Raw genomic sequence first — 25,907 nt, forward strand, 5'->3', positions numbered from 1 at the left:
TCAATTTATTTACTTCGTGATTAACGTGTTCTTCGCAACCCGAACAAGTCATTCCGTCAATCATAAATTCTGCTTTCTGGATTTTTGATTGATCTGTTACGATTGTTTTATTCTCTGTTTTTGGAAAGAAAACATTTGCATACATTGGGAACGCAAGCATAAGTCCTACAAAAACTGTCACAATTCCTAAAAATTTTTTCGTTTGTATAAATGGTGTTTTCACGGTCGTGTCGCAGTTGCAGTCAATTTGTTTTTGTGGTTTCAGTTTTTGATACCAAGCAAAACCAAGCACCAAAACTGTCAGTCCAATTAAATACGGTCTTAAAGGGTCGAACCACGAAAAAGTCGAAGCAAGTCCACTCGTCCCTGCCAACAAAGCCAAAACAGGCGTAATGCAACAAAGTGAAGCCGAAATTGCTGTCAAAAGTCCAAGTCCTGCGAGTTTATTTTCTGATTTCATTTTCTTGTCGTCAATGTTGATTGGTGTCGTCTTTTAAGCTGCCGCATAACGTTTTGGCGCTTGGCGAAGAAGCGGATTTCGAAGCACTAAACTGTCTGCCAGCACTGAACTTGATACGAAGCACAAAGCTTCATTTAAGCACTGAACCCGCTTTTTTGCCAAACGCCTGTTAGCTGTAGGGATTCGTTCCATGTATTGGTAATAATTTGTCATTTATGGTTCAATTAAAGGAAAGAGTCTAATTGCACCACTCTTTGTTTCCCAATTCGACCCTGTCTTATTCCTGTCTGGCAAAGTTCCATTTATAGGGCAAATCAACAAATCGGCTAGTTTAATGGTTGATTTAGCAAAATCCTCAATGTCACTATCACTTACTAAAGCACCGTCAAAAGTAAAGTGAGCACCAACCTGATTCCTAACAGCTTTCAGGTTTTTAATTTCATCTATTACCGGTTTTAAATATACCTCATCAACAACGGTATTATTACAGAACTTTCCATCTCCTAAATCAGCCATTTTTTGCACTCTTAACACTTTGAGTAGGTCTTTTGATAAACAATCTAACAGTTCACTCAATGTGTAGTCATTGCCAGGTTTTCTTTTCAAGCGACTTTGAAAGTTAAATGTCAAAAAATCAAGAATAGCTTCTAAAAACCTGCCAGTAGCTCCTGAAAGATTTTCACGGTGAAAGTACTCTGGTGAACTTAAATAATACTTTATTTCTTCCAAAACGAGCTGTGGCTTTGCAACTGTTATACCTCTTTCCATCGACCATCCTCGCAATTCCAAAAATTGAATATTGAGATTTGGTGCTCTGTTATTTCGATATCTTTCCCGCCACGGTCGATAATGTGTAGAAATAAATACGTGAGCAAAATTTTTAGCTTGATTATGGATAAGAGAAATAATTCTGTCTAAATGCCTTTCATCTACTGACATTACAACGTCATCAAGTATTAATATAACATCTTTATTACTCTCCTTCTTTGCAAGTGCAATAAAAATACATAGCCCTAAGGTATCTAAGTGGGATTCACTATAAACAGATTGTGGGGTAATATTTGATTCCGTATGGAAATTGGCGGAAAGATTAAGAGAACTTTGAAAAGTATGATTTAAGAAAAGCTTCACGTTCCCTAAACCTTCATTCGGATGAATTTCCTGATACATTGTTTCTACTTCATCAGAAATGGATACTAATTCGCTGTCAATAAATTTTTTCCGCGTATCTTCTAATATGTCTAAAGTGGCTTTTGCTTGCTTTAATAATTTATCTAACTCACTACATTTTTTTGTGCTTCTAATTATGCTTTCATAATTCGACTTTATTGAATTATGAAGTCCAACCGACTTATTAACCGTTTGATTATGCTTCGATAATTTTTCTACTTCTGTCGTGAGTTTTAAAGAAACTTCATTGAATAATATGTAGTTTTCTTTAGTGGTGTTTGTTTCTAATATTTCACTTAATTTATTGGTGAATTCAAAATCAGGCAATTTAACGGCTAAGTTTTTAAAACCTATCAATTGAGTATTGAAAGGTTCAATCTGCCCCTGCAATCTGTTGTATAATTTATCCTTTTCAACTTTGGATAAGTTTATAGCTTGTATCAGTTGATTTAACTCCTGCATTTTTGCTATTCTTCCATCAACATTTTCAAGAAGTTTCTGCTTGTCATTATCCTTTTCACACACTGGACATTTGTCAACTTCGATTTTTGCTGTAAGGAACTTTTTAGTTTCATTTAGAACAGATAGTAAATCAGTCTCTGAATTAGGGTTCTTAAGCTGATATTCTTTAAGTTTCTTTTCCGCTTCTAAGAGGTTATTTTTTGCTATTGCATATTTTGCGGTTTCCGTTTTAATGCTTGAAACAACAGCTTGCAATGAATTCCATTTTTGTAAAACAGAATTGTTTTCTTGAAGTTCTACAGCAAGTTTTGAATTGTCCTTTGAAATTTCTAACTGAACCCAATCTTTCAAATTGCCGAGTGGATTTTCTTCCTTATTCCAAATATCAGTCAGTGTACTCTTTGCATCAGAAAGACTTTTGCGGTTTTGTCCAAGTTCGTTGTCTAGTGCTGTAATTAACCTCTTTAATTCCCCTTCTGATTTTTGAATATTTGAAACATCAATGAATGACGAAAGTACCTTATACCGTGCCGATGGTGTATCTTCAATAAAAGAGGTGATTTGAGCTCTTCTTAGTGCTTTTACTTTGGGTAAACCATCAGATGGATTCTTTATTATTTTATTTGAGTTTGCTGAAAGTGTAGCCTTAAATGTTTGGGTATCTGTCTCAAGTTCAATCAATAAATCAGAGTTACTTGCACCTAAAGATTTTAGAAATGAATAGTCTTTATTCGATTTGTCATCCAAAGATCCAGCACTATCAGTACATAAACAGACCAAAGCATCTGCAATTGAGGATTTACCATTCCCGTTTTCAGCATAGATTAACGTGATATTCTTGTCTTGGCTAAAATTCAAGGTAAGAGGTTTAGTCGCACCTCTGAAGGCTTTGATATGTAAACTACTCAGTTTCACCCTTAGTCTTTTTTTCTAGGTTTATTATTTGATTCTCAATAATTATTTTCCAATCAATTTCTCTGATAGTTCCATTAGCAATTTTACTTTCCAAATTGATTTCTTCATCAGCAATCAATTTTTTCGCTTTTAACTGCTTTACAATTTCTTTCGCAACTTTGGTATTGTTATCATTCATATGTTCACTATTCAGTTTTCAGTCATCTTGGGGTTTCTTATCCTTACAGCTAACGGTTTCGGGCTTGACGAAGGTGGCGATTTTCACCACAAATGTTGATGCGGAGAACCAAACTTTGATTAACCACAAATGTGTCTGCGGAGCACTGAACCGCCACTTTTGCCAAACCCGTGTTATATGCTGTGCTTTTATTCATTTTTCATCATTGTTGCTATCATACTATATGCCGATTCGCAAGCTCCGTGTACCATTGCTTGATTTTTAATTGATAGTGCTTCACCTGCAAAATAGACTTTATTTAATAAGGGTTCATTTATTGTCGCTACAATGTTGTTTTGGTTGCCGTCAAAGGAATATGAGTACGCTCCTTGTATGTATGGTTCTTTCGACCAATTTTGAATAGTGTGTTTCATATAATTAGCTGTTGCCTTTCCGTCAAACATTTCATCTAACTCAGCAATAAATTTGGCTATAATCTCTTGCTCAGAGTTTAATTGCGTGTAGGCATTAGCTTTGTCGTTGATAGCGAAAAGTCCTAAGATGTGCTTGCTGGAATCTTTTCTAAAGGCAGCATCATACACAAATTTTTCCTCTTCATTAAGAGCTTGGAAAATATTACCAAAAGCCAAAATGTCTGGGTAGAATTTTTCTTTAAACTCTATAAAGATTTTAATACCATCTCCCATAAATATTTTATCGATTGCTTCTTTTTTATCAGTAGGTAATGAAGGTTGAAAGGTAATTTGTTCATTTTGAAGCGTTTTAATTGGTGATGTAATAAGTACTTTGTCTGCTTCATAAGTTTCATTGCTATCTGATGATAAAATAACTTTATTACCTTGATAATTGATTTCTGTGATAGGCTTGTTTAGAATAATTTTGTCAGCAATCTCTGGCACGATAAACTGCTCAAAAAAGTCAAACCAAGTGGAATTCTTAAACTTCCATTCACTGTAAAAACTACTAATGTAATTATGTGATTTTAACTTGCCGTTTTTCCAAGATTTTATGGTTTGTGGATTGTAAACAATAATATCAATATTGGCATTTGAGCTAGGATTGTTGATGATATCTGCCAATATTTTGGGATTTGTGTGAATCCATTCTGCACCTAGATCTATGGGAAAGTCTGCAAAATTGGATGACTTTTTTAGTCGACCACCATAAACGGGAGCAGCTTCAATTATTTCAAAATCAACCCCATATCGTTTAAGTAGATATCCTGCTGCTAATCCTGCTGCACCTGCACCTACAATAATTACTTTCCCTGAAAAATCAGTATGAAATTTTGGAAATATGGAATCGTCTTTACTACAAGATTGCAACAACGTGCTGCTTAAAAACGGAAGACCAATTCCCATTATCAAGCTCTTTTCTATGAATTCTTTCCTTGTCATTTATTATTTCTTTGAATTAAACGTTACTATTAGGCCTGTTGAAATCCCCACAAACGCAGCGTTTGCATTTTGAATACTCAACTTTCTGCCATAAGTAGCTTTAAAATAAAAACCTAAGTGTTTTTTTGGGTCAACTCCCAAGCCTATATTTAGAGAAGGTAAGAAATAGTGTAAATCGTCATATCTGTAAATTATTTTTCCTGTCCCCAAGTTTAATGTACCGTCTTGTCTTTGAAACGCAAGTAAATACCCCAATCCAACAGAAGAAGTAAGAAAAAAGCGTTTATCTGATTTATTCCATCTGTAAACCAATTCGGGGTTCAGCAAGAAGTTATGAGATACATTGGTTTGAGCAAAATAGCCCAATTGTGTTAAGATTTGCAGGCGTTGTTTGCTTTTTCTTTGTTCTGTGGAGTTATCTCCTAATTCTTTCAAATCAAAAGCATAGCCTACCGTGCCACCCATATTTGACAGATATGGGGCAAAATAGCCAACTTGCCACTCCTTATTGCTATTCTGAGCGACTAGAGCAGATGAGACTAAGTAAGTAAAAACGAAAAAAAGTAAAAATTTGCTTATTAGGTTCATTTCTAAAAAATTCTATATGCAATACCTATGTATATGACACTATTCCTTAAATCACGCCCACTTACAATATTGGTTATACCTTGTATGTATCTCACTCCAATACTCCAATCTTCAAAAACTTCATACCCAAGTCCCGCATTCAAAGAGAAATCGAATGTTTCAAAGTTTTCAATTCTCAAATCATCAGGAACCGATTTGGCAGTGTTGACAGTGAGTATGCCTAACTGTGGACCTAATTCTGTGTAAAATTTCTTGCTTTTCCACTTAAACATAATGGGTATATTGAGGTAAGAAATCTTATAGCGTCCACTCTCTTTAGATTTTTCTCCTTGAAGCGACCATATCACTTCAGGTTGAATTTTCCACTCTTTTGAGATTTTATAAGAAGAATAAACGCCAAAAGAATAACCCACTTTACGGTCACTTTCTGGCAATGCATCCTTACCCCAAAGTTCGGCAAAGTTGATGCCTACTTTCAATCCATAATGTGCCTCGCTTTTTTGTTTTACCGTCTCTCTATCTTGAGCAAACAAATTAACATTACTTGCAAAGAATAAGACTATCATCGTAATCATTAAACGAAAGTATGCTGTTCTTTTCATTAGTCTGATTTAGTAATTTTAATTTTTATCGATACTTTCTGTTATCATAGCAGGTAACGTTTTGCGTGTATGAGAAGTAGCGGAATAAAAAGCACTTCACTTTCAGTTTGGCACTGACTTTTATTAAAAGCACTGACCTTTGATTTAGCACTAAACCAGCTATTTCTTATACACGCTGTTGTGCTTTCGTTATTTTTTATTGTACAATTTTCCGTTTTTAACTACTAAAAAGATGTCATCAATATGTTCAATGTTTTCTATTGGATTAGAATTTAGAAAGAGTAAATTCGCTTTTTTGCCAACTTCTATTGTTCCTTCATTTTTAAGAATTCCAGCGGCTTGAGCCGAATTTTTAGTAGCAGAGACAAGGGCTTCAAAAGGTGTAAAATCTGCTTCATTTACTAATAGTTTCATCTCATATTGCACAAACGTTTCTTGGTTCGAGTCGCTACCTGCTGCCACTTTTACGCCTGCTTTATTTGCATCTCTAGTTATTCTTTTTTCCATTTCATATCTCCAGTGAGTATTCTCCAAATTTTTATTATGCTCATAAACGGAAAGTGTCGCATCGAGTACAACATCGTATTGTTTCATTAGCTCAAAGATTTTATCCAAACCAAGTTTATCGTATTCTTCTTCCCAAAATTCGGCTGTCATATTTATTGCATTAGCTCCTTTCCAATTTGCAGGAACATCCTCTCTTCTTTGAAATTTCTCATAAATAAGCAGTTCTGAATGAGAAATAGAAGTTACTCCTGAAGATATTATTTCAGATGGTTTAGAGATTTGTAATGCTGCGTGAGACCAAACAACAATATTTTGTCTTTTAGCTTCTTCAACAATTTTTATAACTTCATTATTCGATAAATTAGCATACATTTTTATACCAGAAGCACCTGTGCCTTTAGCTTCAGCTACATCCAATACCATATTAGAATTATCATCAATTGCTTTCATATAGGGCATTTTTCCGCTAACTCCTCCTTGAACTGTTGCAATGGTTCTTGGGTCAGAAAAAAACTTTGAACCCGCCATTAAAGAGGAATAGTAAATATTTGGCGCCACTATATCACCCACTAATGCATTTCTTGATAAACTAGATAAGGCTCTTGCATCTCCAGCCATATCTCTGACCGAAGTGATACCTGTTAATAGCATTTCTTTAAGCACTTTTTCTGCATTATCACTTCTTTCTTCTGTTGGGTTTGTTGCAAAATGTACGTGAGCATCAATTAAACCTGGGACTACAAATTTCCCTTTCAATCTTATGGATTGAACGGTATCATTAGCTATATAATTTATGGAAGGTAAGATGTCTGAGATTTTATCATTATTGATTAAGATGGTATAATCATAAAGTACATCATTTGAGTTTACATCAATAATATTGACATTTTGCAAAGCATAGTTGCCGAAGGTGAATTGTGCACTTACCGTTGTAATTGTCAAGACCATTAGAAATATGGTTGATGTAATTTGTCTTAAGTTCATTTTTCTGAAGAATTTTATTATTGGTTAGCGGTCTGTCATAATGAAGCACAACGTTTTGGCGCTTAGCGAAGAAGCGGATTTCGAAGCACTTCACTGTCTGCCAGCACTGAACTTGATACGAAGCACAAAGCTTCATTTAACCACTGAACCCGCTTTTTTGCCAAACGCCTGTTATAGCCAGTGGTTCTTTCAGTCGTCATTGTCCGCCCAGTTTTATTATTTTTCCGTTTTCTTCTGTTTCGTTGTTGTCGTCTTCATAATCTTCATCGTCTTCTGTTGGATAAAAGTCAATCCAAACTTGTACTAAATAGTCGTGAAAACCCCAACCAATTCCGCTCGTGTCGTCAACAACTTTTCCAACTCGGTCTTCAAATTTGTCGAGAAGGTTTTCATTTCTCATCAAAGTCAAGCTATCAACAAAAGTTGTCGCTAAGCTTTTATAAAAAGTTTCATTGATGTCTCCGAAGTCATTTGTAAATTTTACCCCTGTCTCAACGTAGAATAGCATCAAGTCAGCTAGTAATTCTGTCGATGTCCCAAGTTTTTTAAAGTCACTAATTGCTTGTTTGCCGTCTTTAAGTTTATAGTTGTAACCACGTTTAGGGTAAAACGCTTCAAATACTTTGTCCCTATATTTTTCAAAAAGTTGTCTCTCGTCTGGATTTACATAAAAGTCGAAAAACTCTTTTACTGATTTGTTCTTCTTATACAAGTCGGCAACAAGGTCAATTAGTTTGTCCTTGTCCAGTTTTTTAAGTTCTTTTTTTATGTCGGTCAGTCCCATATTTTATTAGATGTTACGGTCGTCCTACCATTGGCTATAACATCCGTATAAATCTAACTCCCCTCTCCAGTGTCGTGTATATCCGTTTTGTGAGGAGTGGATTTTCCGGCTGTTTCTGGTCTCAAATTAAGCAATTCGGTGATTTGATCAAGGGGTGACACCACATTTTTATTGGATACCGCCAGCACATGGCTGTAGATCTCTGTCGTCTTACTGCTTGCGTGGCCAAGAAGAACTTGGATTATCCGAAGGTTGGTGCCGTTTTGCAATAAGTGAGTCGCAAAACTGTGACGGAGTGTATGAACCGTCGACCAAGGATTTGCACCACTTTTAGCCACAGCAGCTCTAAAAATATTCTGAATACTTTTAGTAGAATACTGCCCTCCCTCCTGCCCTTCAAATAGCCAATAGGATGGTTTAAAGGCTTTATAATATGCTCGAAGCTCTTGAAGAAGTATTGGTGATAGCACCGTTTTTCGATCCTTTTTGTTTTTTGATCCTTTGATGAATAGGTATCCTTCATCAGAATGAATATCCCGAACCCGAAGGCGAATAGCCTCACTGATCCGGAGACCCGCACTATAGATGGTGAGTAGTATCGTCCGGTGCTTGAGATTGGAAGTAGCCTGTATAATTCCGGCGATTTCCTCCTTGCTAAGAACATTTGGCAGCGCTTGGGATGCTTTTGGCCGCTGGATATCATAATATTCTCTTGGCCTGCCCAATACGTGTTCATAATAAGCTTTCACGGCATTTATCAAACTGTTTTGAGCAGATTCTGAGATTTTATATTTACTGATTTGGTGATAGACAAACCCCTCTATCTCCTCTTTGGTAATGGTGGTGAGTTCCCGCTGTTCAAAAAATCGGAGAAACTTGGCAAAAGCGGTGGCATAGTTGCTTATTGTTGAAGGACTGTAGGCCTTCAGCGTAAGTTTTTGCCGGAGTTGGTCCATTGCCTCCAAACTTTTATCAGCCAAAGTAAATGTGGGTTGCGGAAGTTGAATCGGCTCTCTTTGATCCATCTTCAACTTTTCACCAAAGAGTTCCTGTACCCGCCGGATATTTTCCGGAGTATTGACCATGCTCCATAGTTTTTGGGAAGGATGGTAATAACTGGTATTCAGCTTTTTGAATTCCTCACGCTCAGATTTAAGTGCATAAGGAATAAATACTTTAAATCTTCCTGATTTTGGGGCCGGAATGTACAAAATGAGCTGTTCCATGTACTTTTTTTGAAAAAAATATAGGACCCACAATCACTGCAAGTCGGTAGTTAATCGTTTGTAGTCGATTGTAAGCGTTTGTTGTCGGAAAAGTTCCCAAGGCTTTTATCCAATCCCAAAAAAACCGGAGCTCATCGCTCCGGTTTCCCTTTTTGTTATTTCAACGAATTAATCCACCTTGCAATTTTCAGTGCCTCTTCTCTAGGTACCTGAGGCATAGGTGGCATCGGAGTGGCATAGTCAGGCCAGTTTTCCGGTTTTGGATTGTATATCAACTCTACCATCTTTTCTGGTGTGTAGTTCCTTTTTGCGACATCTACGTAGGCAGGTCCTACTTGCTTCTTCTCCTTTTGGTGACAGGCAGTACAGGTATTTTTAGCCAAAAGACCTTTGATTTCGGCTTCTGTCGGAATTGCATTTTCCACCATTCTTGCGGCTTCAGCTGGTTTTGGACTTCCGGCCTTCGGCTTTGCAGCCGGAGATGTGGCAGCCACGGAAGGTTTTGGTTTGATTACCATTTTGTCTCCAGAAGGGATCTCGTTCAGCGTGTAGTACGCATCCATGTGTACCAACTCGTGAGAATTCACCGCGTCGCGGATTCCCGGAAGGCTGATTCTGTGGACATGATATTGCTGGGGATTTTTAATCGCTACCCGGACTTTCCTGCCATCTTCAGAAACCTCCACACCCAAAATCTCATGTTCCATCGATCGAACAGGAGGACTTCCGTAAACCGGGAAATACTTATAAGTAAAACTGGAAATCATGTAAGAGGTTAAATCTTCAGCTGATTTCTTGTCGATCGGCTTGGTAAATTCGATTTCGAATCCGTCTGGTCTTGCTTTCACCGTTCTCATTTCGAAAGGAGCTTCACGATTCCAAACCAAGCGCTGCAGGCCTTCATTCGCCTCACCGGCCGAACCCCAACCCCTGTTGGTTTCTCCAACAAAAAGCGACTGATCTCCTGCGAAAACCATTCTCAAAACACCAGATTGGAAACCACTTCTAAAATCAATCGATGCGCCTTGATAGACGCCATTGACTTTCTCCAGCATGATCCGCATGATCTTGCTCTGACCTTGATCACCCACCAAAATCTGTCCTCCAAAAGGCCCCCAATAGTTTTCGGGTATCATGATTGGCTCAGAATTGGAAATTCCGTGGATTCCATGAGGCAACCATACCGCTGGAAGTTTGATTGAAGGAAGCAATTTTTCAGCTTCTGCCAATGTGATAAAAGAAGCATTAACGTCATTTTCAGGCTTAATAAATCGGTCATTGGCATCCTTATTTTTCATGGGATCGACTACGGCGTCAAACTGAGCAGTTGTCATTTTGACTGGAGAATTCTCGAGTTCAGACCAACGAAGACCGGCAGGATGACCGGAGAAATCACCTTTTTCCAAATGCCAAAGTCCACCGGAACCCATGTAATCCCCTTGGTTTTCGGTATAAAACACCTCCCCGTGCAAAATGCCAGGACCAGCTGGAGATCGCATTCCCGTTGCATAAGGTTCAATTTTTCCATCAGGCAGAATTCTTAAAGTCCAGCCTCTAAAAGGAACTCGGCTTTCGCCTCTCCACCATTCCTGATCTCCAAAAGCGACGTTGGTCGTCACGATAAAGCTTCCATCAGCCATGATTTTGGGTCCGAAGCTGTATTCATGGTAATGCGCAGAAAGCGGCCAACTGGCGATGGTCTCATACCAATCTGCTTTTCCATCCGAATTGAGATCCGCCAATTGCGTCAATTCACCCCGCTGTACCATGTAAAGGGAGCCTTGGTGATAGGCCAGACCTAGGATTTCATGGAGACCGGAGGCAAACTTTCTAAAATAGGGTTTCTGGGATGTGGGATTATCCACGATAAAAACATCACCTCGACGGGTTGAAACTCCCAAACTACCATTGGGAAGCATGGTAAGTCCACCCACTTCAAGTAAAGTCCCTTCGGGAGCGGGAACTTTGAGAATTTTGAAAAAATCCTCTTCTTTTGGTGACTCCTGAGCGACTAAAGAAAGGCTCATTCCCAGTGCTAATGCACCAAGAGTCAATGATTTCAAATTTATATTCAATCGAAACATATCTTTTCTTTTTTCAGGATTAAAACAATAAACTATAACTTAAGGCTGTCGTGATGGGTAGAAAAATTCCATCAGCACCCACCTCAGGTTTTTGGTCTGAGCTTGAGACTTTCAGATAAAGCCCTGCATCCTCAATCCAAAATAAATTCTTTGAAATCTTAGTCAGCACTTTACCAGGCACCACTCTGATTTTCAGTGGAGCAGAACTTCCTGAAAGTTCGATTTTACGATCGACACCTTTTCCATCGGGCATTACCTGTATTTGATCCTTCAGCTCCAGACCATTTTTTGATTGGGAAGAAAATGAAACTGACCCGTCACCCAGAATTCGATAGCCTTTAGCTTGCCATTCATCATTTACTGAACTATTATTTAAATTAAGTAGCAATCCAGAAGCTAAGCTCAATTCTGTAATAGAGCCAAACGGTCTTGAAACGCCATTTCCACGATCATTCCACATCGGTGTAGCATCCAAAAATATTCCTCTCCAAACCCGCAAAAGCTGATTTGAATTCAAATCATAAGAATAATGAGTGCCTGATTGCGATGAAACTGAGATACCATGAGAGATTCTTGTTCGGTTAGGAAGATCGATAAACGATCTTAACACCGGCGTTTCACGAGTATCTACCAAGATCGCATCTGCTGACCAAGAGCTCATTCCCACAGGATTGCTATACGTTTGCTGCCACATTGCATCAGCATAAGCTGTTAGGTAAAATCCCTGTGCAGTCCAATCCGTTGGTTTGGAAACCCAAATCACAAAAGGAACTTCACCCGGCTGAAGTGATTTCTCAACTGTTGTTACCCCCTGTCGTAACTGAATTGGTTCAGAGGTATTTTCAAGTTGAATCGCGCCAAGTCCATTGTTTGGCACAGCCATTCTGAAGGTATAGTTTCCTGCCTTTTTCACTGAGATTGTTCCTTCAAACTTACTCAGTGAAGATGTAGTCAGTCCGGCAACAAACTCGTCAAAAGACCCGATTTTACCGACAGATGACGCTTTTAAAGTATTTTCAGCAGGTAATTCGGTGTAAGAACCAGGAAAAACCTGAAATGAAATGTTCTTAAATTCCGGAGCGGGAGTATCAAATGGCTTTACTTCCAGAGACTTGATCGCAATTGGTCCATGGTCACCCTGGATTCGAATAGGGCCCTCTGCTACCTCACCCCCAGCTAAAGCGCCCCGAGTAGGACCGAAAAGCTCCACGTCTTCGTGAATAGTTACACCATTAAGTGTAGCGGAGACGATTCGGGCATTTTGGATTTTATCCCCTGAAGCTGAAAATCGAGGCGCCTTGAAATGCACTTTCAGCGTTTGCCAAATACCGGGAGCTTTACTTGCATTTTGGCGTGGAGCATATCCTTGGTAACCTTTTTGTCCATCAGGCTTAGTATCATCCCAACGTTCGTAGATACCTCCATTGTCTCCAGCTTTGACAGCTACTCTTGACCAGCTGTCGAGCAGTTGGATTTCATATTGCCCCTGCAGGTAAATCCCTGAGTTGGACCCGGGAGCCATCATGTAGACAAGGGTAACTTCCGCATCTCCAAATTTTTCACTGGACACAATATCGGTTCCCGGCTTCTTATTGGTTGGAGCATTGAGAATAATGTTTCCTTTTCCTTCGGAAAAAAGAATTTGCTCGGACTGAAGAGGATTAGCCCAGACTTTGGCAACTTCCGACCAGCTTCCACCATTATTTTTGAAATCTGAAAGCTGAAGCTTGGTTTGTCCTTGGACTGAGATAGCCGAAAAAGTCAAGGCCATACCAATCCAAATTGATTTGAGGTTTGAGAGCATAAAGTGTTTGAAAATTTAAAGCGTGTGAAAATACTTCTGATTGCTCAGAGCAGCAAATTCAATGATCAAATTCAATGATCAATTCCTTTTGGCGATGATCAAAATCATCGGTTTTTTGTGCTGTGAATCAATTTGAACATTGTTTTTTTGATTCTTGTTGCATGTCTCTTATTTCTAAAGTCTAGCTTCTTGTGTCTAGTTTCTTGCTTCTCATTTCAAAGCTTTCGATACATTACCAAAATATTGGTTGGACCAAGAATTGGATGGAGAAAAGCATCAGGAACTTCCCCCACAATTTCAAATCCTAGTTTCAGCCAAAGGTTGACTGCTACAGTGTTATTTTTCACCACATAATTGAATTGCATAGCCTGAAAGCCCAATCTTTTAGCTTCGGCAAATGAAAATTCTGCCATGGCTTTCCCAATCCCTTTTCCACTAGCTTTTGGAGAAACCATGTATCCCGCGTTGACAATATGGGATCCTCTGTCGGGTTGATTTGCTTTTAGAAAAAAAGTCCCCACAATTTCCCCGTCAGATTCGGTAACATAGGTTGCTTTATCCTGAGCGAGCCAATAATCCATCATTTTTTCTTTAGATGAATCCGGTGAAAAAACATAAGTACTCCCCTCTCGGACAATTGGCTCAATAATATTCCAAAGTTCAAAGGAGTCCAACTGAACGGCTTTTCTAAAGCTCAAAGTCATATTTTCTGGATTTTTCGTTCTATTGAACTCTTTGAAAAATGTTAGTTCCTCTACAAAACTGAAATCTAAAAATAGCAGATATCTTCGCAAATTGATTGAGCCAAAAAAATCACATGTCCACTCCTACCAAATACCAAAAAGTTCCAGGCTTGATTATGGCTATTGGCTCGGCGATTTTTTGGGGAATATCAGGGACTTGTGCCCAATATCTCTTTGAGCAAAAAGGATTCAATCCAGGTTGGTTAGTGTGCTGGAGGATGTTGATTGCAGGACTTATTCTGGTGATTTTTTCCCTCAGTGAAAAGAATTCTGATACGTTCAGGATATGGAGGAAACCAGTGGATGCTCTTAGACTTCTCCTGTTCAGCATTTTTGGAATGGTCGCTGTCCAATTCACTTATTTCTACAGCATTTCGCTCTCAAATGCCGCCACGGCCACTGTTTTGCAATACACCGGGCCTTTACTGGTGGTTGCATTTTATGCGATTAAAAATAGAAGGTGGCCCATTCTCGCTGAATATGCTTCACTTGCTTTGGCTTTGGTTGGCACCTTCCTTCTTGTGACACACGGTTCTTTTGATACACTCGTGATTTCTGAGGCCGCTTTACTGTGGGGATTTCTCTCTGCAATTGCTTTGGCATTTTATACCATTCAGCCTGTGGGCTTGCTTCGAACTTACTCTCCCGCCACTATTACCGGTTGGGGAATGCTGCTAGGTGGAATTGCGTTCGCACCATTTTCTAACCCTTGGGAAATGCAGGGTGTCTGGGATCTTAGAGCGGGCCTCGCTTTCGCCTATATCATCCTGTTTGGAAGTGTTTTAGCTTTTTACTTTTTCTTAAAGGCAGTGAACATCATTGGTGCTACGACGGCAAGTTTGCTTTGCAGCGTCGAACCGCTTGCTGCAGCAGGGGTGGCAGTGGTTTGGTTGGGGATTTACTTTGGGCCAATGGATTGGTTAGGCACCCTATTCATTCTTATCACTATCGTCTTACTCACTCTTAGCACCAAAGGAAAAGAATCCAAAAAAGAAGTCAAATTTGAATGAGATCTCCTTAAAACGAATTTTGGAAATTACTGATCGAATGTGCCACAGAATCGATCAAAAACTTGGATAAATTCCCGGTATTGATCAGCTTCTGAAGGTTTGACAATGTAACAACTTGCTTGCTCCTGATAGCTGGTCAAAATATCATCCTGAGTAGAAGATGTGGTCAGCATGATGACTGGAATATCACGGGTTTGAGGATTTGACTTGATTTCCTGTAGGACTTGATGTCCAGTTTTGAGTGGTAAATTAATATCAAGCAATACTAAGTCAGGCCGGGTAGCATTCTTGTAATTCCCGTTTTGAAACAAAAAATCCACTCCATCCTTACCATTGGTAGCAACATCAATATCGACTACATACTTGCTCTCTTCAAGTGCCTCTGTAGTGAGAAGAACATCCCCCGGATTATCCTCAATCATCAAAACTTTAAATTTTTTCATAGATACTACTTGAGCTAATTTTATTCTCGATTATATGCACTTGGCAAACCTAAATCATGCCACTACTTTGTTTAATTTTTCAGAGATTTAGCTTTTCCAAAAGTTCCTTGTACAGTCCTCTTCTGATCGGAATACTTGTTTCTCCAAGATTTACTTTTTTTGCATTAAAGGAATTAATGAAGGAAATATTTACCAAAAAGGACTTGTGAACTCTCAAAAATTGCTTGGAAGGTAATTTTTCTTCAAAACTTTTAAGAATATCGCGGATTAAATAAGACTTGGCTTTAGTGTACACTTTGGTGTAAAGTCCGTCAGCTTTTAAATAGGTGATTTCACTGTAGGGCACAGGTACCAAATATCCCTTATCCATTATTTTCAGAGATCCTTTTTCCTTCTTTCCTTTTGCTAATTTTTCTTCATGATGTTTCAACCCAAAGAAAACAGCTGTTTTCAGGCTGTCAAGCGTGAAAGGTTTGAGTAAGTAACCTTCATGAATATCCGATGAAATGCGTTCTAGATATTCAGTTCCTGAATAAGCTGTGCTAAAGACAATCGGAAGATCATAGCTATCCCGGATTTTGTATGCCAAATCTATTCCATCCAAGTCACCGTGAATAAGGATATCCATCAAAACCAAGTCCACTGAATTGGCTTCAAGAAATTCAAGGGCACTCACTGCATTATCCACTACAGCAGCAACTTTATAGTTTAAGTTAGCCAGTATTTCACAGATATTATTAGCTAACTCTTGCTCGTCTTCTACGATAAGGATTTTTTTCATTTTTAAATTTATAAAACATTAGCTCTCATTCACTCTCGATAATCATCTAAATCTTAAGAAAATAAGTATGCTGTAGCAAATTGTAAACGTAATGAGTCCGGAAAATTTTGCACTGGGTCAATCCTTCTATACTTTTATCCAAAATTCCAAAATCATAAGATAGACATACTATTAATTTTAGGTTTTCAGAATTTCTCTCTAATTATCATAAAATTTCCAAGAGTAATTTAAAACTTTGACTAATTCTAACCAAGATACATCTCATAACTTGCTTCCTTCAGGACTATCGGAAGGCGATATTCTTCGGATGTTCATTGATCAATCTGAGGACATTCTCCTGTTAACTAGTCCCGAAATGAAAGTGGAATATCTTTCTTCTTCTGCGGAAAAGCTCCTGGAAATTTCCATCAAAGATGCAATTGGAAAAAAAATCAATGACGTAATGGGTAATTTCCCATCATTACCCCTGATGAAGTCTGGTCACAAAATGGTGATCCCGGTCATTTCCCCAATTACAAAACGGAAATTTTTGATTGAATTTATATTCAAACCACTCTTCAAATCCCCTGAAGTGATTCAGGCAATATTTGCAATCGGTCGGGACGTGACAGACAGAGAGACCTCACTAAAAAAATTCAAAGACGCAGCCTACCAAGAAAAGGGCCTAAACCAGCTCAAATCAAGATTTGTGTCTATGGCTTCCCACGAGTTCAGAACCCCACTTGCCACCATTCAGAGTAGTGCATTCTTGATTGAGATGCTTTTACAAAAAGAGTTTGAGCCTGAAATCAAAGACAGAATCATCAATCATGTCAACAAAATCATTAATCAAACCAACAGACTCACTGATATAACGAGTGATGTGCTACTCTTGGAGAAAAGCATCCACCAAGAAATGAAGGTGTTGTCAAAAAAAATCCTCATATCAAGGTTTGTAAGCGATCTGGTGGACTCTATCAATCAAGAAAATCTTGACCGAAGAACAGTCGGGTATTTTGGTCCAGAAACTGACAAGACGATTGAAACTGACCCAAGCCTACTCATTCACATTCTTCGAAATTTAATATTTAATTCACTCAAATATTCCGAAAAGGCAAGAGATCCTGAAGTACACCTATCATTTCAAGGGTCATACTTTGAAGTAAGAATCAAAGATTATGGCTTAGGGATTCCTAAAGAAGATCAAGACCATATTTTTACTTCCTTTCATAGAGCAAAAAATGTAGGGAATATCAAGGGGACCGGATTAGGTTTGAATATTGTCCAGGAATTAACCAAAAAATTAAATGGAGAACTCTGGTTCAACAGTAAGCTGGGAAAAGGCTCTGAATTTTTCGTTTCATTTCCTTGCTAAGGAAAGACGGATAGATGTATCATTTACTCTTTGAGGAAATATCTTCCCCAATTTGAGCTTTTGGGGCAATTTTTACCTCACGACCTATCCTCACTCCTTGGGCGATAACGGCCTCCTTACCTACCACTCCTTCGTCTTCTAATATACTGTATCCTCCAAAATTCACAGACTCCTCCAGATTGCAATAATTTTGGATAATTGACTCATGCCCAATAGAACAATTATGATTAATAGAATTAAAATTCCCAATCATGGTCCCGAAATTAATCAAACTCCCACCTAAGATGAGATTGCCTTTTCCGAAAATACTGTCTTTAGAAACCCAGGTGTTGATTGAAAATAAATTAGGAAAATCAATAGAAGGATGATAAAGTAGGCGTCTGACAATATCGATTTTTTCGTTGGGATCTTGAACTGCGAGTACCACGGCAATTTTCTTTAGCTCAAAAAGATGTTCGACTGTGCCCAATACAGGCAAACCAGCAAATTCTTTCCCTTTCAACTTAGGGTTATCGTCAACAAACCCTAAGAGTGTGTGACGAAGGCGGAATTGCTCGAAGTTTTCGGCGAGGTAAATTCCAAATTTATTAGCTCCAATAATGATAAGATTCATGCAGCCTCAAACATTAATCTTTTAATATGGGAAAAAATTATCAATCTTGAATCAATTATATGATCAAAGTCATAATTTCCTGTGAAAGGTTAAAATAAGTTTACTTATGTTCTTCTTATTTTTCGAGTAAATGAGAACATGCCAAAACTTCACAAAAATCAGATTTTTCTTTTGCTTATTCTTGGCTGAACATAGCATTTCTGATCACTTTCAGTCAAAATAGAGTAGCCGAGCTCAATCGGAGAAGGCCCAATCCACTCAGTTTTTCTACCCTGAATTGAAATAGTTCTGGATTTGGGATCTATCATGAGTAAAGAAAAAAGTGGATTCATATAGGGACAAGTAAACTGAAGGGAGGGGTAAGTTTGGTGAATTTCAGGGGTAAGACTTTCATGAGCTAGCTTTTCTCCTACCCAATAGTACGAAGCCGAATTGATATGAACATAGTTGACACCCCCGACTATAATGTGCTGATCGACATGGGCATGACCATTTATCGCCAGTAAGATTTTGGATGAAAAGCGGCTTAGGATTGACTGAATTTCCAAAGAATTGACAATGGGATAAATACCGGCTATTGGCTGATGGGAAACAATCACCACAGGCTTAGCAGTATTCTCGAACTCTTCGATAAGCCAAACTTGTTGATTTGGCCCAATGTAGGAATCATAGACACCCTGTTTTGTAGGACCTCCGGAATCATTGCCATCCAATACAATTAATTTGATGTCACCTAAGTCCTTGGAATAATAGAATGCAGGCATTCCATAGGCTTTCGCAGCAGATGCTTTTGAAAATCCTTCATCCATATCATGATTCCCCAATACATGAAAAGTGTGAGCATGTGCAGAGTTAAAATTTTCAATCACTTGGAAATTCTCCGGTTTGGGTATTGCAAAATCGCCCATTTGGATCAACGCATCTGGTTTTTCCAGCTTCATTTGATCCAGAAATAACTGTAATCTTTCCTTACCGTCATGAATCACATCGACGTGAAGATCGGAGATCAATCCAATTCTCAGCTTTTCTTTGGATGAAAAAAAATCAGCGAGAGACTCAGGAATAGCCAAACTAAGAAGTGATACCGAACTGGTTTTGAGAAAAGCTCTTCTTGAATTTGACATGTTTTTTTCTGTTGCAATAATAACCTAAAGCAAAATTATATCCTTGCCTGGTAGGTGTAGAGTTGATAATATCTTTTTTGAAGTTCAATAAGTTCTTCATGTTTTCCTCGCTCTACAATATTACCTTGCTCAATGACTAAGATCTGATCTGCTTGGCGAATGGTGCTCAATCTGTGTGCAATCACAAAAGTAGTCCTGCCTTTCATCAGCTCTTTCAAACTGGCCTGAATCAATGTTTCAGATTCAGTATCCAAATTGGAAGTTGCTTCGTCGAGAATCAATATCCTAGGATCAGCCAATATTGCCCTTGCAATAGCAATTCTTTGCCTTTGACCACCGGAAAGCTTCACTCCCCGCTCTCCAATCAGCGTATCAAGTCCCAATTCAAATCTATCCGAAAATTCCTGCACATGTGCGGCTTTGACCGATTTCTGAAGTTCTTCTTCAGACGCTTCTGGCCTTGGAAAGAGAATATTCTCCCGTATAGTACCCTCAAACAAAAAATCATCCTGAAGTACCACTCCCAATTTGGATCGGAAAGATTCTAAAGTCACTGTCTGAAGGTCATATCCATCGAGAAGAATTTTCCCGGAGTCCGGATTCAAAAAAGTAGCTGCCAAACCCGCTATAGTGGTTTTCCCGGAACCTGAAGTACCCACCAAGGCAGTCACCGAACCCGCGGGAGCTTTGAAATTAATTGATTTCACGACCTCTTTTCCCGATTCGTAGGCAAAAGAAACATCCTGAAACTCTACATCACCCATAATAGTATCCAAGACCTTGGTTCGCTTTCGGTCGTCCGCTTCAAGCGGTGTATTCATGATCTCTTCTGTTCGGTCCAATCCTGCAAAAGCTTCCGTCAGTTGACTCCCGATATTGGACATCTGGACGATTGGAGCGATCATAAATCCCAAATACAAAGTGAAAGCAAGAAAATCGCCAAAGGTCATCTCCCCTTCCATGATCATGTATCCTCCGATTCCCATGATTCCTGCTGAAGCCAATCCAAGCAAAAGTGCACCTGCAGAGGTCACCAAACTAGTGGCAGTGAGACTTGCTTTTACATTCAAAAACAGCTCTTCTACTCCTCTTTCAAATGTCTTAATCTCCTGCGCTTCTGCATTGAAGCCTTTGATTACACGAATCCCGCCCAATGTCTCAGTAAGTCTCCCGGTTACTTGGGCGTTGATTTTGCCTCTTTCTCTGAAAATTGGACGGATTTTCCCAAAAGCTTTAAGCGAGACTAAACCAAAAACCACCACCGGAAGAAGAACATATAAAGTCATCATCGGGCTGATATTAATCAACAAAAACAAGGAAATGACCGCTGTCAATACTCCTCCGATCATTTGGGCGAAGCCTGTTCCGACGAGATTTCTTACACCTTCTACATCGGTCATGATTCGAGAAACCAATTCACCGGTTTTGGCATTGTCGAAGTATCGAATAGGAAGTTTGATGATGTGCTTTTGAACCTGAGAACGAAGCTTGGCTATCAAATGCTGAGCTTCCACGCTGAGTATTTGGGTGAGGCTGTAAGAGGTAACGGATTGAATGACGATAGCTACCACCACTACTACTATCAGCCATTTGAGCTTGCTTGGATCATTGCTCGGAATGACGTCATCGATGAGGTATTTACTCGCACCAGGCAGAACCAAACTGGCAAGCCGACTGATTATAATAAGAAATAGTCCTAAAAATAAGTGTTTCCTTCTTGGCCAAATGATGGTCTTAAAGACCTGGCCCATGGTGACTTTACGTTCTGCTGTTCTTGCCATAGTTTATATTGACTGAAATGAGAAACCCAAAAAAATCTTTAGAGGTTCGTTTTATCAATTTTGTTTGAAATTTGTTTTTCCTAATAAAAAACCAAGTAATAATCAGTCAGCTTCAGATTTGCGACTGAATACACAACAGTCCATGAATCATGGATTATTTTTTGAGCTAACGTAAAAAAGCCTGTCTCCGAAGAGTACAGGCTTTAAATTTTTCCAAACTGATTAAATCAATTTGTCTTTGGGAGCACGTTTGATATTAACGAAACTTTCTCGATTGGCTCAGAGGCATTAGAATAAATTCTTACAACAGAGTTTTGCTTGCCCATTTTACCGGTAGAATTGAAAGAAACTTTGATTTCAGCTGATTTTCCTGGAGCGACAGGCTCTTTAGGCCAGCTTGGCACGGTGCAACCACAAGTTGCAGCGACATTAGAAATGACCAAGGGAGCAGTTCCAGAGTTAGTTAAAGTGAAGGTGTGCTCCACTTTTGCGCCCTGTACGATATCACCAAAATCAATGGAATTCTCCTTGAAAGTGATCACCGCACCAGCAGCTTGCTCCTGAGCATTTGCATGAAACACTAATGCAAAAGCAAACATTGAGAATAGAAGTCCTAATTTTTTCATTTTATAATAATTTTGGTTTTTTAAAGCCTAACTGAAATAACATTCAAAGATTTCGATTTTTCCTTAAGTATCAAAATAACACAGTCAGGTAGATTTTGATTCCAAAATTGAAAAGAACGTGCCAATCTTAAAGTTCATTGGTGTTAATTATTGTGAAGGCGAAAAGGGTTAGGTTAATCACCAGCTGAATCCTGTGCTTTCACGAAGAAATTTGGAGAAAAATTCACCAAATAAAGTTCCTCTGTAGCCCGAGTAATCGCGGTGTAGAGCCATCTGACAAAGTCCCGATCTACCTGCTCATCTTTGAGATACCCTTGATCGACAAAAACAGCCTGCCACTGTCCCCCTTGGGCCTTGTGACAAGTCAAGGCATAGGCGAATTTAATCTGCAGGGCATTTAAATAGGGATCTTTCCGAATCAATTCCATTCGTTCAGTCTTATTTGCCACATCTGCATAATCCTGCGAAACTTGCTCATAGAGGCTTCGGTACTGATCTCTGGTCAAAGAAGGACTAGGGGAATAGAGTGTGTCCAAGATGACTTTTGCCTCGAAAAAAGGCTCTTCTGGGTAATCCAGCAATCTAAGCTCCAAAGTAGCAAACCTGAGTCCGTACATTTCTTCGAAGTTTCGGATCTTCATAACCTCTACCATATCTCCATTGGCCAGGAAGTTCACCTTCTCAGATTCTGCCATGTAGGTGTAGTTGTTTTTCACAATCATGAGTAGGTCGCCGGCGTTAATTTCCTCCTCAAAGAAATGAATCACACTTCTGATATATAAGTTGAATTGAACAGCCGCCTTATTTGATCGGGTGACGATGGTGGTATTCTCTGTACCATATTTTCCATAAGCGTATCGAAGGCCATCTTCCAGTCTTTCGGAAGTCATTTTGAAAATATCCTGAAAGGTCCTCGTCTGGATTTTTACTTTGGGTTCCTGTTGCAATAACTGATCTCGAAGTGCAGTGGCATTGAATAGAATCCCAGATTCCAGGCGCTGTCGCATGACCTCGGCGAGCTCAATCTGATCAGCTTCCAATCGATACTGCCTGAGCAAATATCCTGCATCGAGGGCCGGACTATATTCACTGCCCACAGGAGGCAGTTGTGCTGTATCACCTATCAGCAAAAGTCGATTATCCTTGCCGGAGAAAACATATTGAATCAGATCCCAAAGCAAATTTCCTGACATTCCCCCATCATCTGCCAACATGGAGGATTCATCCACGATGAAAACCGTGTCTTTGTAGTAGTTCTTTTGAAGAATAAACCCACCGCCCATCGTGCCGGGATCACCTTTAGGTTTATAGATTATTTTATGAATCGTGTAGGCACCTCTTCCCGAGTAATTACTCATTACTTTAGCTGCTCTCCCCGTTGGAGCGAGAAGTAAGGAGCGCATATCCAGCTTAGGTAAAACTTTGACCAGAGCTGATGTAAGAGAAGTTTTTCCTGTGCCGGCATAGCCTTTAAGTACGAAAACGGGTTTTTCTTCCGCTTTTTTTAGCAGAAAATGATCCATTCGCTTAAAAAACTCAGCCTGTCCAAAAGTTGGTGAAAAGGGAAAATATTTACCAAGTAGTACTGATGGCTTAAATTCTGCCTGATTATCTTTACCCATAGAGACGAATGTAGATGTCAAAAGACGAAATCAGCAAAGAAATCGAAGCAAAATTTGGAAACCAACTCCGCACACGGGTGAATGGGGTTCTTATTGAGAACGACAAGCTTTTGATGGTCAAGCACCAAATGGGAAATGGCCGAACCCTTTGGTCTGTTCCCGGTGGTGGGATGAATTTTGGCAGCACCGCAAAGGATAATTTAAAGCGGGAGTTTCTGGAAGAAACCAATTTGGAGGTAGAAGTGGGTCGGTATCTATTCGTCCATGAGTATTTAAATCCTCCCCTTCATGCCATGGAACATTTTTTTGAAGTAAAAAGGATAAACGGCAATGTAGAATTGGGAAAAGACCCCGAACTTTCACCTGTAAATCAAATTCTCCTTGAGATATCCTGGAAAACTATATCAGAAATAAAAAACATACCAAATACATCCCTTCATAAAGTCTTTTGGGGAATTAAATCCCTTTCGGAGCTGGGATTGTGGAATGGTTATTTTAATTTTGAAAATATTTCCATAAAATAGCATCTTGTAAAAAACCTCAACCTTAACCAGATTTCTAAATTTATTTCAAAATGAATCTCGCAAAAATTCTATCAGTAGTATTCTTCGCTGTTGCTGTGTTTCTAGGATACCTTCTTTGGAAAGGTGTGGATGACGTAGTTGAGGAAAGAAAAAGAATTGCATTATTGGAAGCCGCAGCCATTGAAAAGCTCACCATGCTACGTGAGGCACAAATAGCCTATCAGGCTTCAAATGGTAAATACGCAAGCTCTTGGGATTCTTTGAGAATGTTTATCGAAGGTGGTACTATCTGGATGGTACAGCGCACCGAAACAACCAAACTATTGGACTATGGTGCTGAACAAATCACTATTACATTGGATACATTAGGATCTGTAGGGGTGATGGATTCACTTTTCAACTCAAGAAAATATCCTGATTTCAACATCAATTTGTTGCCTGTAGTACCAGGAACCGGTGGGAAGCAATTTGAGTTTTTCGCAGATAAAGTAGAGAAGACAGGTGGTTATCTGGTAAACGTATTTGAAATCAGAGATCCGGCTCCTGTCAATCCTGCAAGAAGAGCGAATAACAAGGAAAAAGCATTAAGAGTAGGTTCTAGAACTGACGCATCCACCGAAGGTAACTGGAAATAATCCCTTTGGATTTTGGAAAATAACCTTAAGGTGTATAGAAGTGATAGGTTTGATGTGATTAACACAGCGAGCCTATCACTTTTTATTTATCCTACCTCGCTATTTATTTTTGCAAAAGATCAGAATCAGGCGAATATTGCCATTCACCACTACATTGAATTTCAACTAGCGGATTTGGATGGGCTTTTTTCTTCAGACCCACTTTTGCGACAGGATGTACCCGCAAAAATTTACTTTCACCAAATAGCATTCAGCTTAGTTCCAGGAGTGCTTTTTCAGCCCGGAAAAGAGCACGAATATTTAGGATTTGCTCAGGAATTACCTGTTGAGGCCAAGTATTTCTATTCTCCTTTAGACAGCAACAATATACAGGTAGTGAGCTTCATCCCTTCCAAGCTTAAAAAAAATCTGGACGCAAGATTCTCCGAGATTACCCTCCACCATGGAAGCTGTTCCTTTCTTTCTTATTTATTCAAAGAACGATTCAATCTCATTGGACAGGAAATCCTGGTGAATTACTTCAAATCTCATATTTATATTGCCGCATACACCGACCAGGATCTTAGTCTATTTAATGTTTTTGAAATTTCATCCAAAGAAGATATTCTCAAATATGTTTTGATCGCCATGAATCAATTAAAGTTCGTTCGAAATCATGTCAAGGTCAGCATTTTTGGAGCAACCGAAGAGAGTGGTATATCTCAAACTTGGGGTAATGAATATTTTCAAAATTTCAGATTAGTGAATCCACATGCCAACCAGAATTATTCACATGGCTTTAAGCATCTCAAATCAGAAAATGTATTAGAGGCTTATTGGCAGTATGACTAGAAGATGAAGAAAATAGCTGTTTTTCCAGGATCATTCGATCCATTTACGATGGGACACCACGATATCGTGTTGCGAAGTCTTAACCTTTTTGATGAGGTGATCATAGGAATTGGCTACAACTCAACCAAACAAAATCGGTATTTTGACATAGACTTGATGGTGTCAAAAATTAAAGGAGTCTATTCAGGCAATGATCGAGTCCAGGTAATTGTTTATAATGAATTGACTTCAACTTTGGCGAAAACCTACAATGCCCAATTTTTAGTAAGAGGTCTTCGAAATACGACTGATTTCGAATACGAAAATACGATCAGTCAAATGAACCGGTATCTCAATTCAGACTTAGAAACCGTATTTTTGATCACTTCTCCACAATATGCTGCCATTAGTTCGACAGTAATCCGCGAGGTTCATCGCTATGGTGGTGACGTCAGCGAATTCCTACCCTTCCCGATTTAAATTTTGATGTGATTCTTCAGGTATTGCTTAAAAAGATACCGCATTGAAGGATAAGAATTAATGAGCGCCGTTTTAGAGTCAGCTTCTGATAACCACAAAATTTCATCAATTCCTTCTTCAACCTGCGGCTTCATTCCGACATCACTGATCGAATCCATCGCATACCAGTAGGTTTTCTTTAAAATACTTTTCCTGTTTTG

The 25,907-nt window shown here is 39.0% G+C and carries 27 protein-coding genes and 1 pseudogene; 6 read left to right on the forward strand and 22 right to left on the reverse strand.

All coding sequences use genetic code 11. The annotated features are described in order from the left end of the window. The 14 genes from merTP to ACK4HU_RS21250 all read right to left on the reverse strand — a co-directional run. Positions 1 to 460, reverse strand: a 460-nt coding sequence (merTP, locus tag ACK4HU_RS21185) for a mercuric transport protein MerTP (RefSeq protein WP_409809931.1), incomplete at its 3' end; no start/stop codon positions are given. 33 nt (positions 461 to 493) lie between these two features. After that, positions 494 to 673 (reverse strand): hypothetical protein, encoded by a 180-nt coding sequence (locus tag ACK4HU_RS21190; protein ID WP_409809934.1) that lies wholly within the window; start codon positions 671 to 673, stop codon positions 494 to 496. Then, positions 674 to 3,007 carry an AAA family ATPase gene (locus tag ACK4HU_RS21195; RefSeq protein ID WP_409809937.1) on the reverse strand — a complete coding sequence of 778 codons (2,334 nt, stop codon included), beginning with the start codon at positions 3,005 to 3,007 and terminating at the stop codon, positions 674 to 676. Next, the gene (locus ACK4HU_RS21200) at positions 2,994 to 3,185 is read right to left on the reverse strand and encodes a hypothetical protein (RefSeq protein ID WP_409809939.1); all 192 of its coding nucleotides are present in this window, start codon (positions 3,183 to 3,185) and stop codon (positions 2,994 to 2,996) included. Before ACK4HU_RS21200 ends, ACK4HU_RS21195 begins: the two co-directional genes overlap by 14 nt. A 188-nt stretch (positions 3,186 to 3,373) precedes the next feature. After that, entirely contained in the window at positions 3,374 to 4,582 is a 1,209-nt protein-coding gene (locus tag ACK4HU_RS21205; RefSeq protein WP_409809942.1) for a flavin monoamine oxidase family protein, read from the reverse strand. A 3-nt stretch (positions 4,583 to 4,585) separates the two neighbouring features. Next, entirely contained in the window at positions 4,586 to 5,170 is a 585-nt protein-coding gene (locus ACK4HU_RS21210) for a hypothetical protein (RefSeq protein WP_409809945.1), read from the reverse strand. A gap of 2 nt (positions 5,171 to 5,172) precedes the next feature. Continuing rightward, positions 5,173 to 5,772 carry a porin family protein gene (locus ACK4HU_RS21215; protein WP_409809947.1) on the reverse strand — a complete coding sequence of 200 codons (600 nt, stop codon included), beginning with the start codon at positions 5,770 to 5,772 and terminating at the stop codon, positions 5,173 to 5,175. A gap of 189 nt (positions 5,773 to 5,961) precedes the next feature. Next, complete coding sequence (locus ACK4HU_RS21220) at positions 5,962 to 7,263, reverse strand: amidohydrolase family protein (RefSeq protein ID WP_409809950.1); 1,302 nt, start codon at positions 7,261 to 7,263, stop codon at positions 5,962 to 5,964. Positions 7,264 to 7,325: 62 nt separating this feature from the next. Beyond that, on the reverse strand, positions 7,326 to 7,463 hold the full coding sequence (locus ACK4HU_RS21225; RefSeq protein ID WP_409809954.1) for a hypothetical protein: 138 nt from the start codon (positions 7,461 to 7,463) through the stop codon (positions 7,326 to 7,328). Then, a complete protein-coding gene (locus ACK4HU_RS21230; RefSeq protein ID WP_409809956.1) occupies positions 7,460 to 8,047 on the reverse strand; it encodes a DUF6155 family protein in 588 nt (195 codons plus the stop codon). Before ACK4HU_RS21230 ends, ACK4HU_RS21225 begins: the two co-directional genes overlap by 4 nt. A gap of 53 nt (positions 8,048 to 8,100) precedes the next feature. Next, a complete protein-coding gene (locus tag ACK4HU_RS21235; protein WP_409809959.1) occupies positions 8,101 to 9,273 on the reverse strand; it encodes a tyrosine-type recombinase/integrase in 1,173 nt (390 codons plus the stop codon). Positions 9,274 to 9,428: 155 nt separating this feature from the next. Continuing rightward, positions 9,429 to 11,357: a c-type cytochrome gene (locus ACK4HU_RS21240; protein ID WP_409809962.1), complete on the reverse strand. Its 1,929-nt coding sequence runs from the start codon at positions 11,355 to 11,357 to the stop codon at positions 9,429 to 9,431. Positions 11,358 to 11,376: 19 nt separating this feature from the next. Next, positions 11,377 to 13,161: a DUF1080 domain-containing protein gene (locus tag ACK4HU_RS21245; RefSeq protein WP_409809965.1), complete on the reverse strand. Its 1,785-nt coding sequence runs from the start codon at positions 13,159 to 13,161 to the stop codon at positions 11,377 to 11,379. A 215-nt stretch (positions 13,162 to 13,376) separates the two neighbouring features. Further along, a complete protein-coding gene (locus ACK4HU_RS21250) occupies positions 13,377 to 13,865 on the reverse strand; it encodes an N-acetyltransferase family protein (RefSeq protein ID WP_409809967.1) in 489 nt (162 codons plus the stop codon). A gap of 113 nt (positions 13,866 to 13,978) precedes the next feature. Between ACK4HU_RS21250 and ACK4HU_RS21255 the strand changes: the two genes are divergently transcribed. Beyond that, positions 13,979 to 14,914 (forward strand): EamA family transporter, encoded by a 936-nt coding sequence (locus tag ACK4HU_RS21255; RefSeq protein WP_409809970.1) that lies wholly within the window; start codon positions 13,979 to 13,981, stop codon positions 14,912 to 14,914. Between the two features lie 26 nt (positions 14,915 to 14,940). On the opposite strand, the gene ACK4HU_RS21260 is transcribed toward ACK4HU_RS21255, so the two are convergent. Both ACK4HU_RS21260 and ACK4HU_RS21265 read right to left on the reverse strand, forming a co-directional pair. Beyond that, positions 14,941 to 15,357, reverse strand: a complete 417-nt coding sequence (locus ACK4HU_RS21260; RefSeq protein ID WP_409809973.1) for a response regulator — start codon at positions 15,355 to 15,357, stop codon at positions 14,941 to 14,943. 79 nt (positions 15,358 to 15,436) lie between these two features. Continuing rightward, a complete protein-coding gene (locus tag ACK4HU_RS21265; RefSeq protein WP_409809976.1) occupies positions 15,437 to 16,138 on the reverse strand; it encodes a LytR/AlgR family response regulator transcription factor in 702 nt (233 codons plus the stop codon). Between the two features lie 235 nt (positions 16,139 to 16,373). Here ACK4HU_RS21265 and ACK4HU_RS21270 point away from each other — a divergent pair, with 235 nt between their 5' ends. Then, a complete protein-coding gene (locus tag ACK4HU_RS21270; RefSeq protein ID WP_409809979.1) occupies positions 16,374 to 17,492 on the forward strand; it encodes an ATP-binding protein in 1,119 nt (372 codons plus the stop codon). Between the two features lie 19 nt (positions 17,493 to 17,511). On the opposite strand, the gene ACK4HU_RS21275 is transcribed toward ACK4HU_RS21270, so the two are convergent. The 5 genes from ACK4HU_RS21275 to ACK4HU_RS21295 all read right to left on the reverse strand — a co-directional run bounded on the left by ACK4HU_RS21275 (position 17,512) and on the right by ACK4HU_RS21295 (position 23,258). Further along, positions 17,512 to 18,105, reverse strand: coding sequence for a hypothetical protein (locus ACK4HU_RS21275; RefSeq protein WP_409809981.1), 594 nt, complete (start codon positions 18,103 to 18,105; stop codon positions 17,512 to 17,514). Between the two features lie 158 nt (positions 18,106 to 18,263). After that, positions 18,264 to 19,229: a metallophosphoesterase family protein gene (locus ACK4HU_RS21280; protein ID WP_409809984.1), complete on the reverse strand. Its 966-nt coding sequence runs from the start codon at positions 19,227 to 19,229 to the stop codon at positions 18,264 to 18,266. 35 nt (positions 19,230 to 19,264) lie between these two features. Further along, positions 19,265 to 21,010, reverse strand: a complete 1,746-nt coding sequence (locus tag ACK4HU_RS21285; RefSeq protein ID WP_409809987.1) for an ABC transporter ATP-binding protein — start codon at positions 21,008 to 21,010, stop codon at positions 19,265 to 19,267. A gap of 227 nt (positions 21,011 to 21,237) precedes the next feature. After that, the gene (locus ACK4HU_RS21290) at positions 21,238 to 21,636 is read right to left on the reverse strand and encodes a DUF1573 domain-containing protein (protein WP_409809990.1); all 399 of its coding nucleotides are present in this window, start codon (positions 21,634 to 21,636) and stop codon (positions 21,238 to 21,240) included. 173 nt (positions 21,637 to 21,809) lie between these two features. Continuing rightward, the gene (locus ACK4HU_RS21295) at positions 21,810 to 23,258 is read right to left on the reverse strand and encodes an ATP-dependent RecD-like DNA helicase (RefSeq protein WP_409809993.1); all 1,449 of its coding nucleotides are present in this window, start codon (positions 23,256 to 23,258) and stop codon (positions 21,810 to 21,812) included. Positions 23,259 to 23,272: 14 nt separating this feature from the next. On the opposite strand from ACK4HU_RS21295, the gene ACK4HU_RS21300 reads away from it, so the two are divergent. The 4 genes from ACK4HU_RS21300 to coaD are packed head-to-tail and all read left to right on the forward strand — an operon-like array spanning position 23,273 to position 25,707. Beyond that, entirely contained in the window at positions 23,273 to 23,782 is a 510-nt protein-coding gene (locus ACK4HU_RS21300; RefSeq protein WP_409809996.1) for an NUDIX domain-containing protein, read from the forward strand. A gap of 50 nt (positions 23,783 to 23,832) precedes the next feature. After that, the gene (locus tag ACK4HU_RS21305) at positions 23,833 to 24,417 is read left to right on the forward strand and encodes a hypothetical protein (RefSeq protein WP_409809999.1); all 585 of its coding nucleotides are present in this window, start codon (positions 23,833 to 23,835) and stop codon (positions 24,415 to 24,417) included. 12 nt (positions 24,418 to 24,429) lie between these two features. Further along, positions 24,430 to 25,248 carry a DUF3822 family protein gene (locus tag ACK4HU_RS21310; RefSeq protein ID WP_409810002.1) on the forward strand — a complete coding sequence of 273 codons (819 nt, stop codon included), beginning with the start codon at positions 24,430 to 24,432 and terminating at the stop codon, positions 25,246 to 25,248. 3 nt (positions 25,249 to 25,251) lie between these two features. Continuing rightward, positions 25,252 to 25,707: a pantetheine-phosphate adenylyltransferase gene (coaD, locus tag ACK4HU_RS21315; protein ID WP_409810004.1), complete on the forward strand. Its 456-nt coding sequence runs from the start codon at positions 25,252 to 25,254 to the stop codon at positions 25,705 to 25,707. On the opposite strand, the pseudogene ACK4HU_RS21320 reads toward coaD, so the two are convergent. Continuing rightward, positions 25,704 to 25,907 (reverse strand): annotated as a pseudogene (locus ACK4HU_RS21320) (NUDIX hydrolase); the annotation flags it as partial. The gene coaD and the pseudogene ACK4HU_RS21320 overlap by 4 nt on opposite strands.

Origin of the sequence: Algoriphagus sp. (genome assembly GCF_046296635.1) — a bacterium.
GTDB lineage: Bacteria > Bacteroidota > Bacteroidia > Cytophagales > Cyclobacteriaceae > Algoriphagus.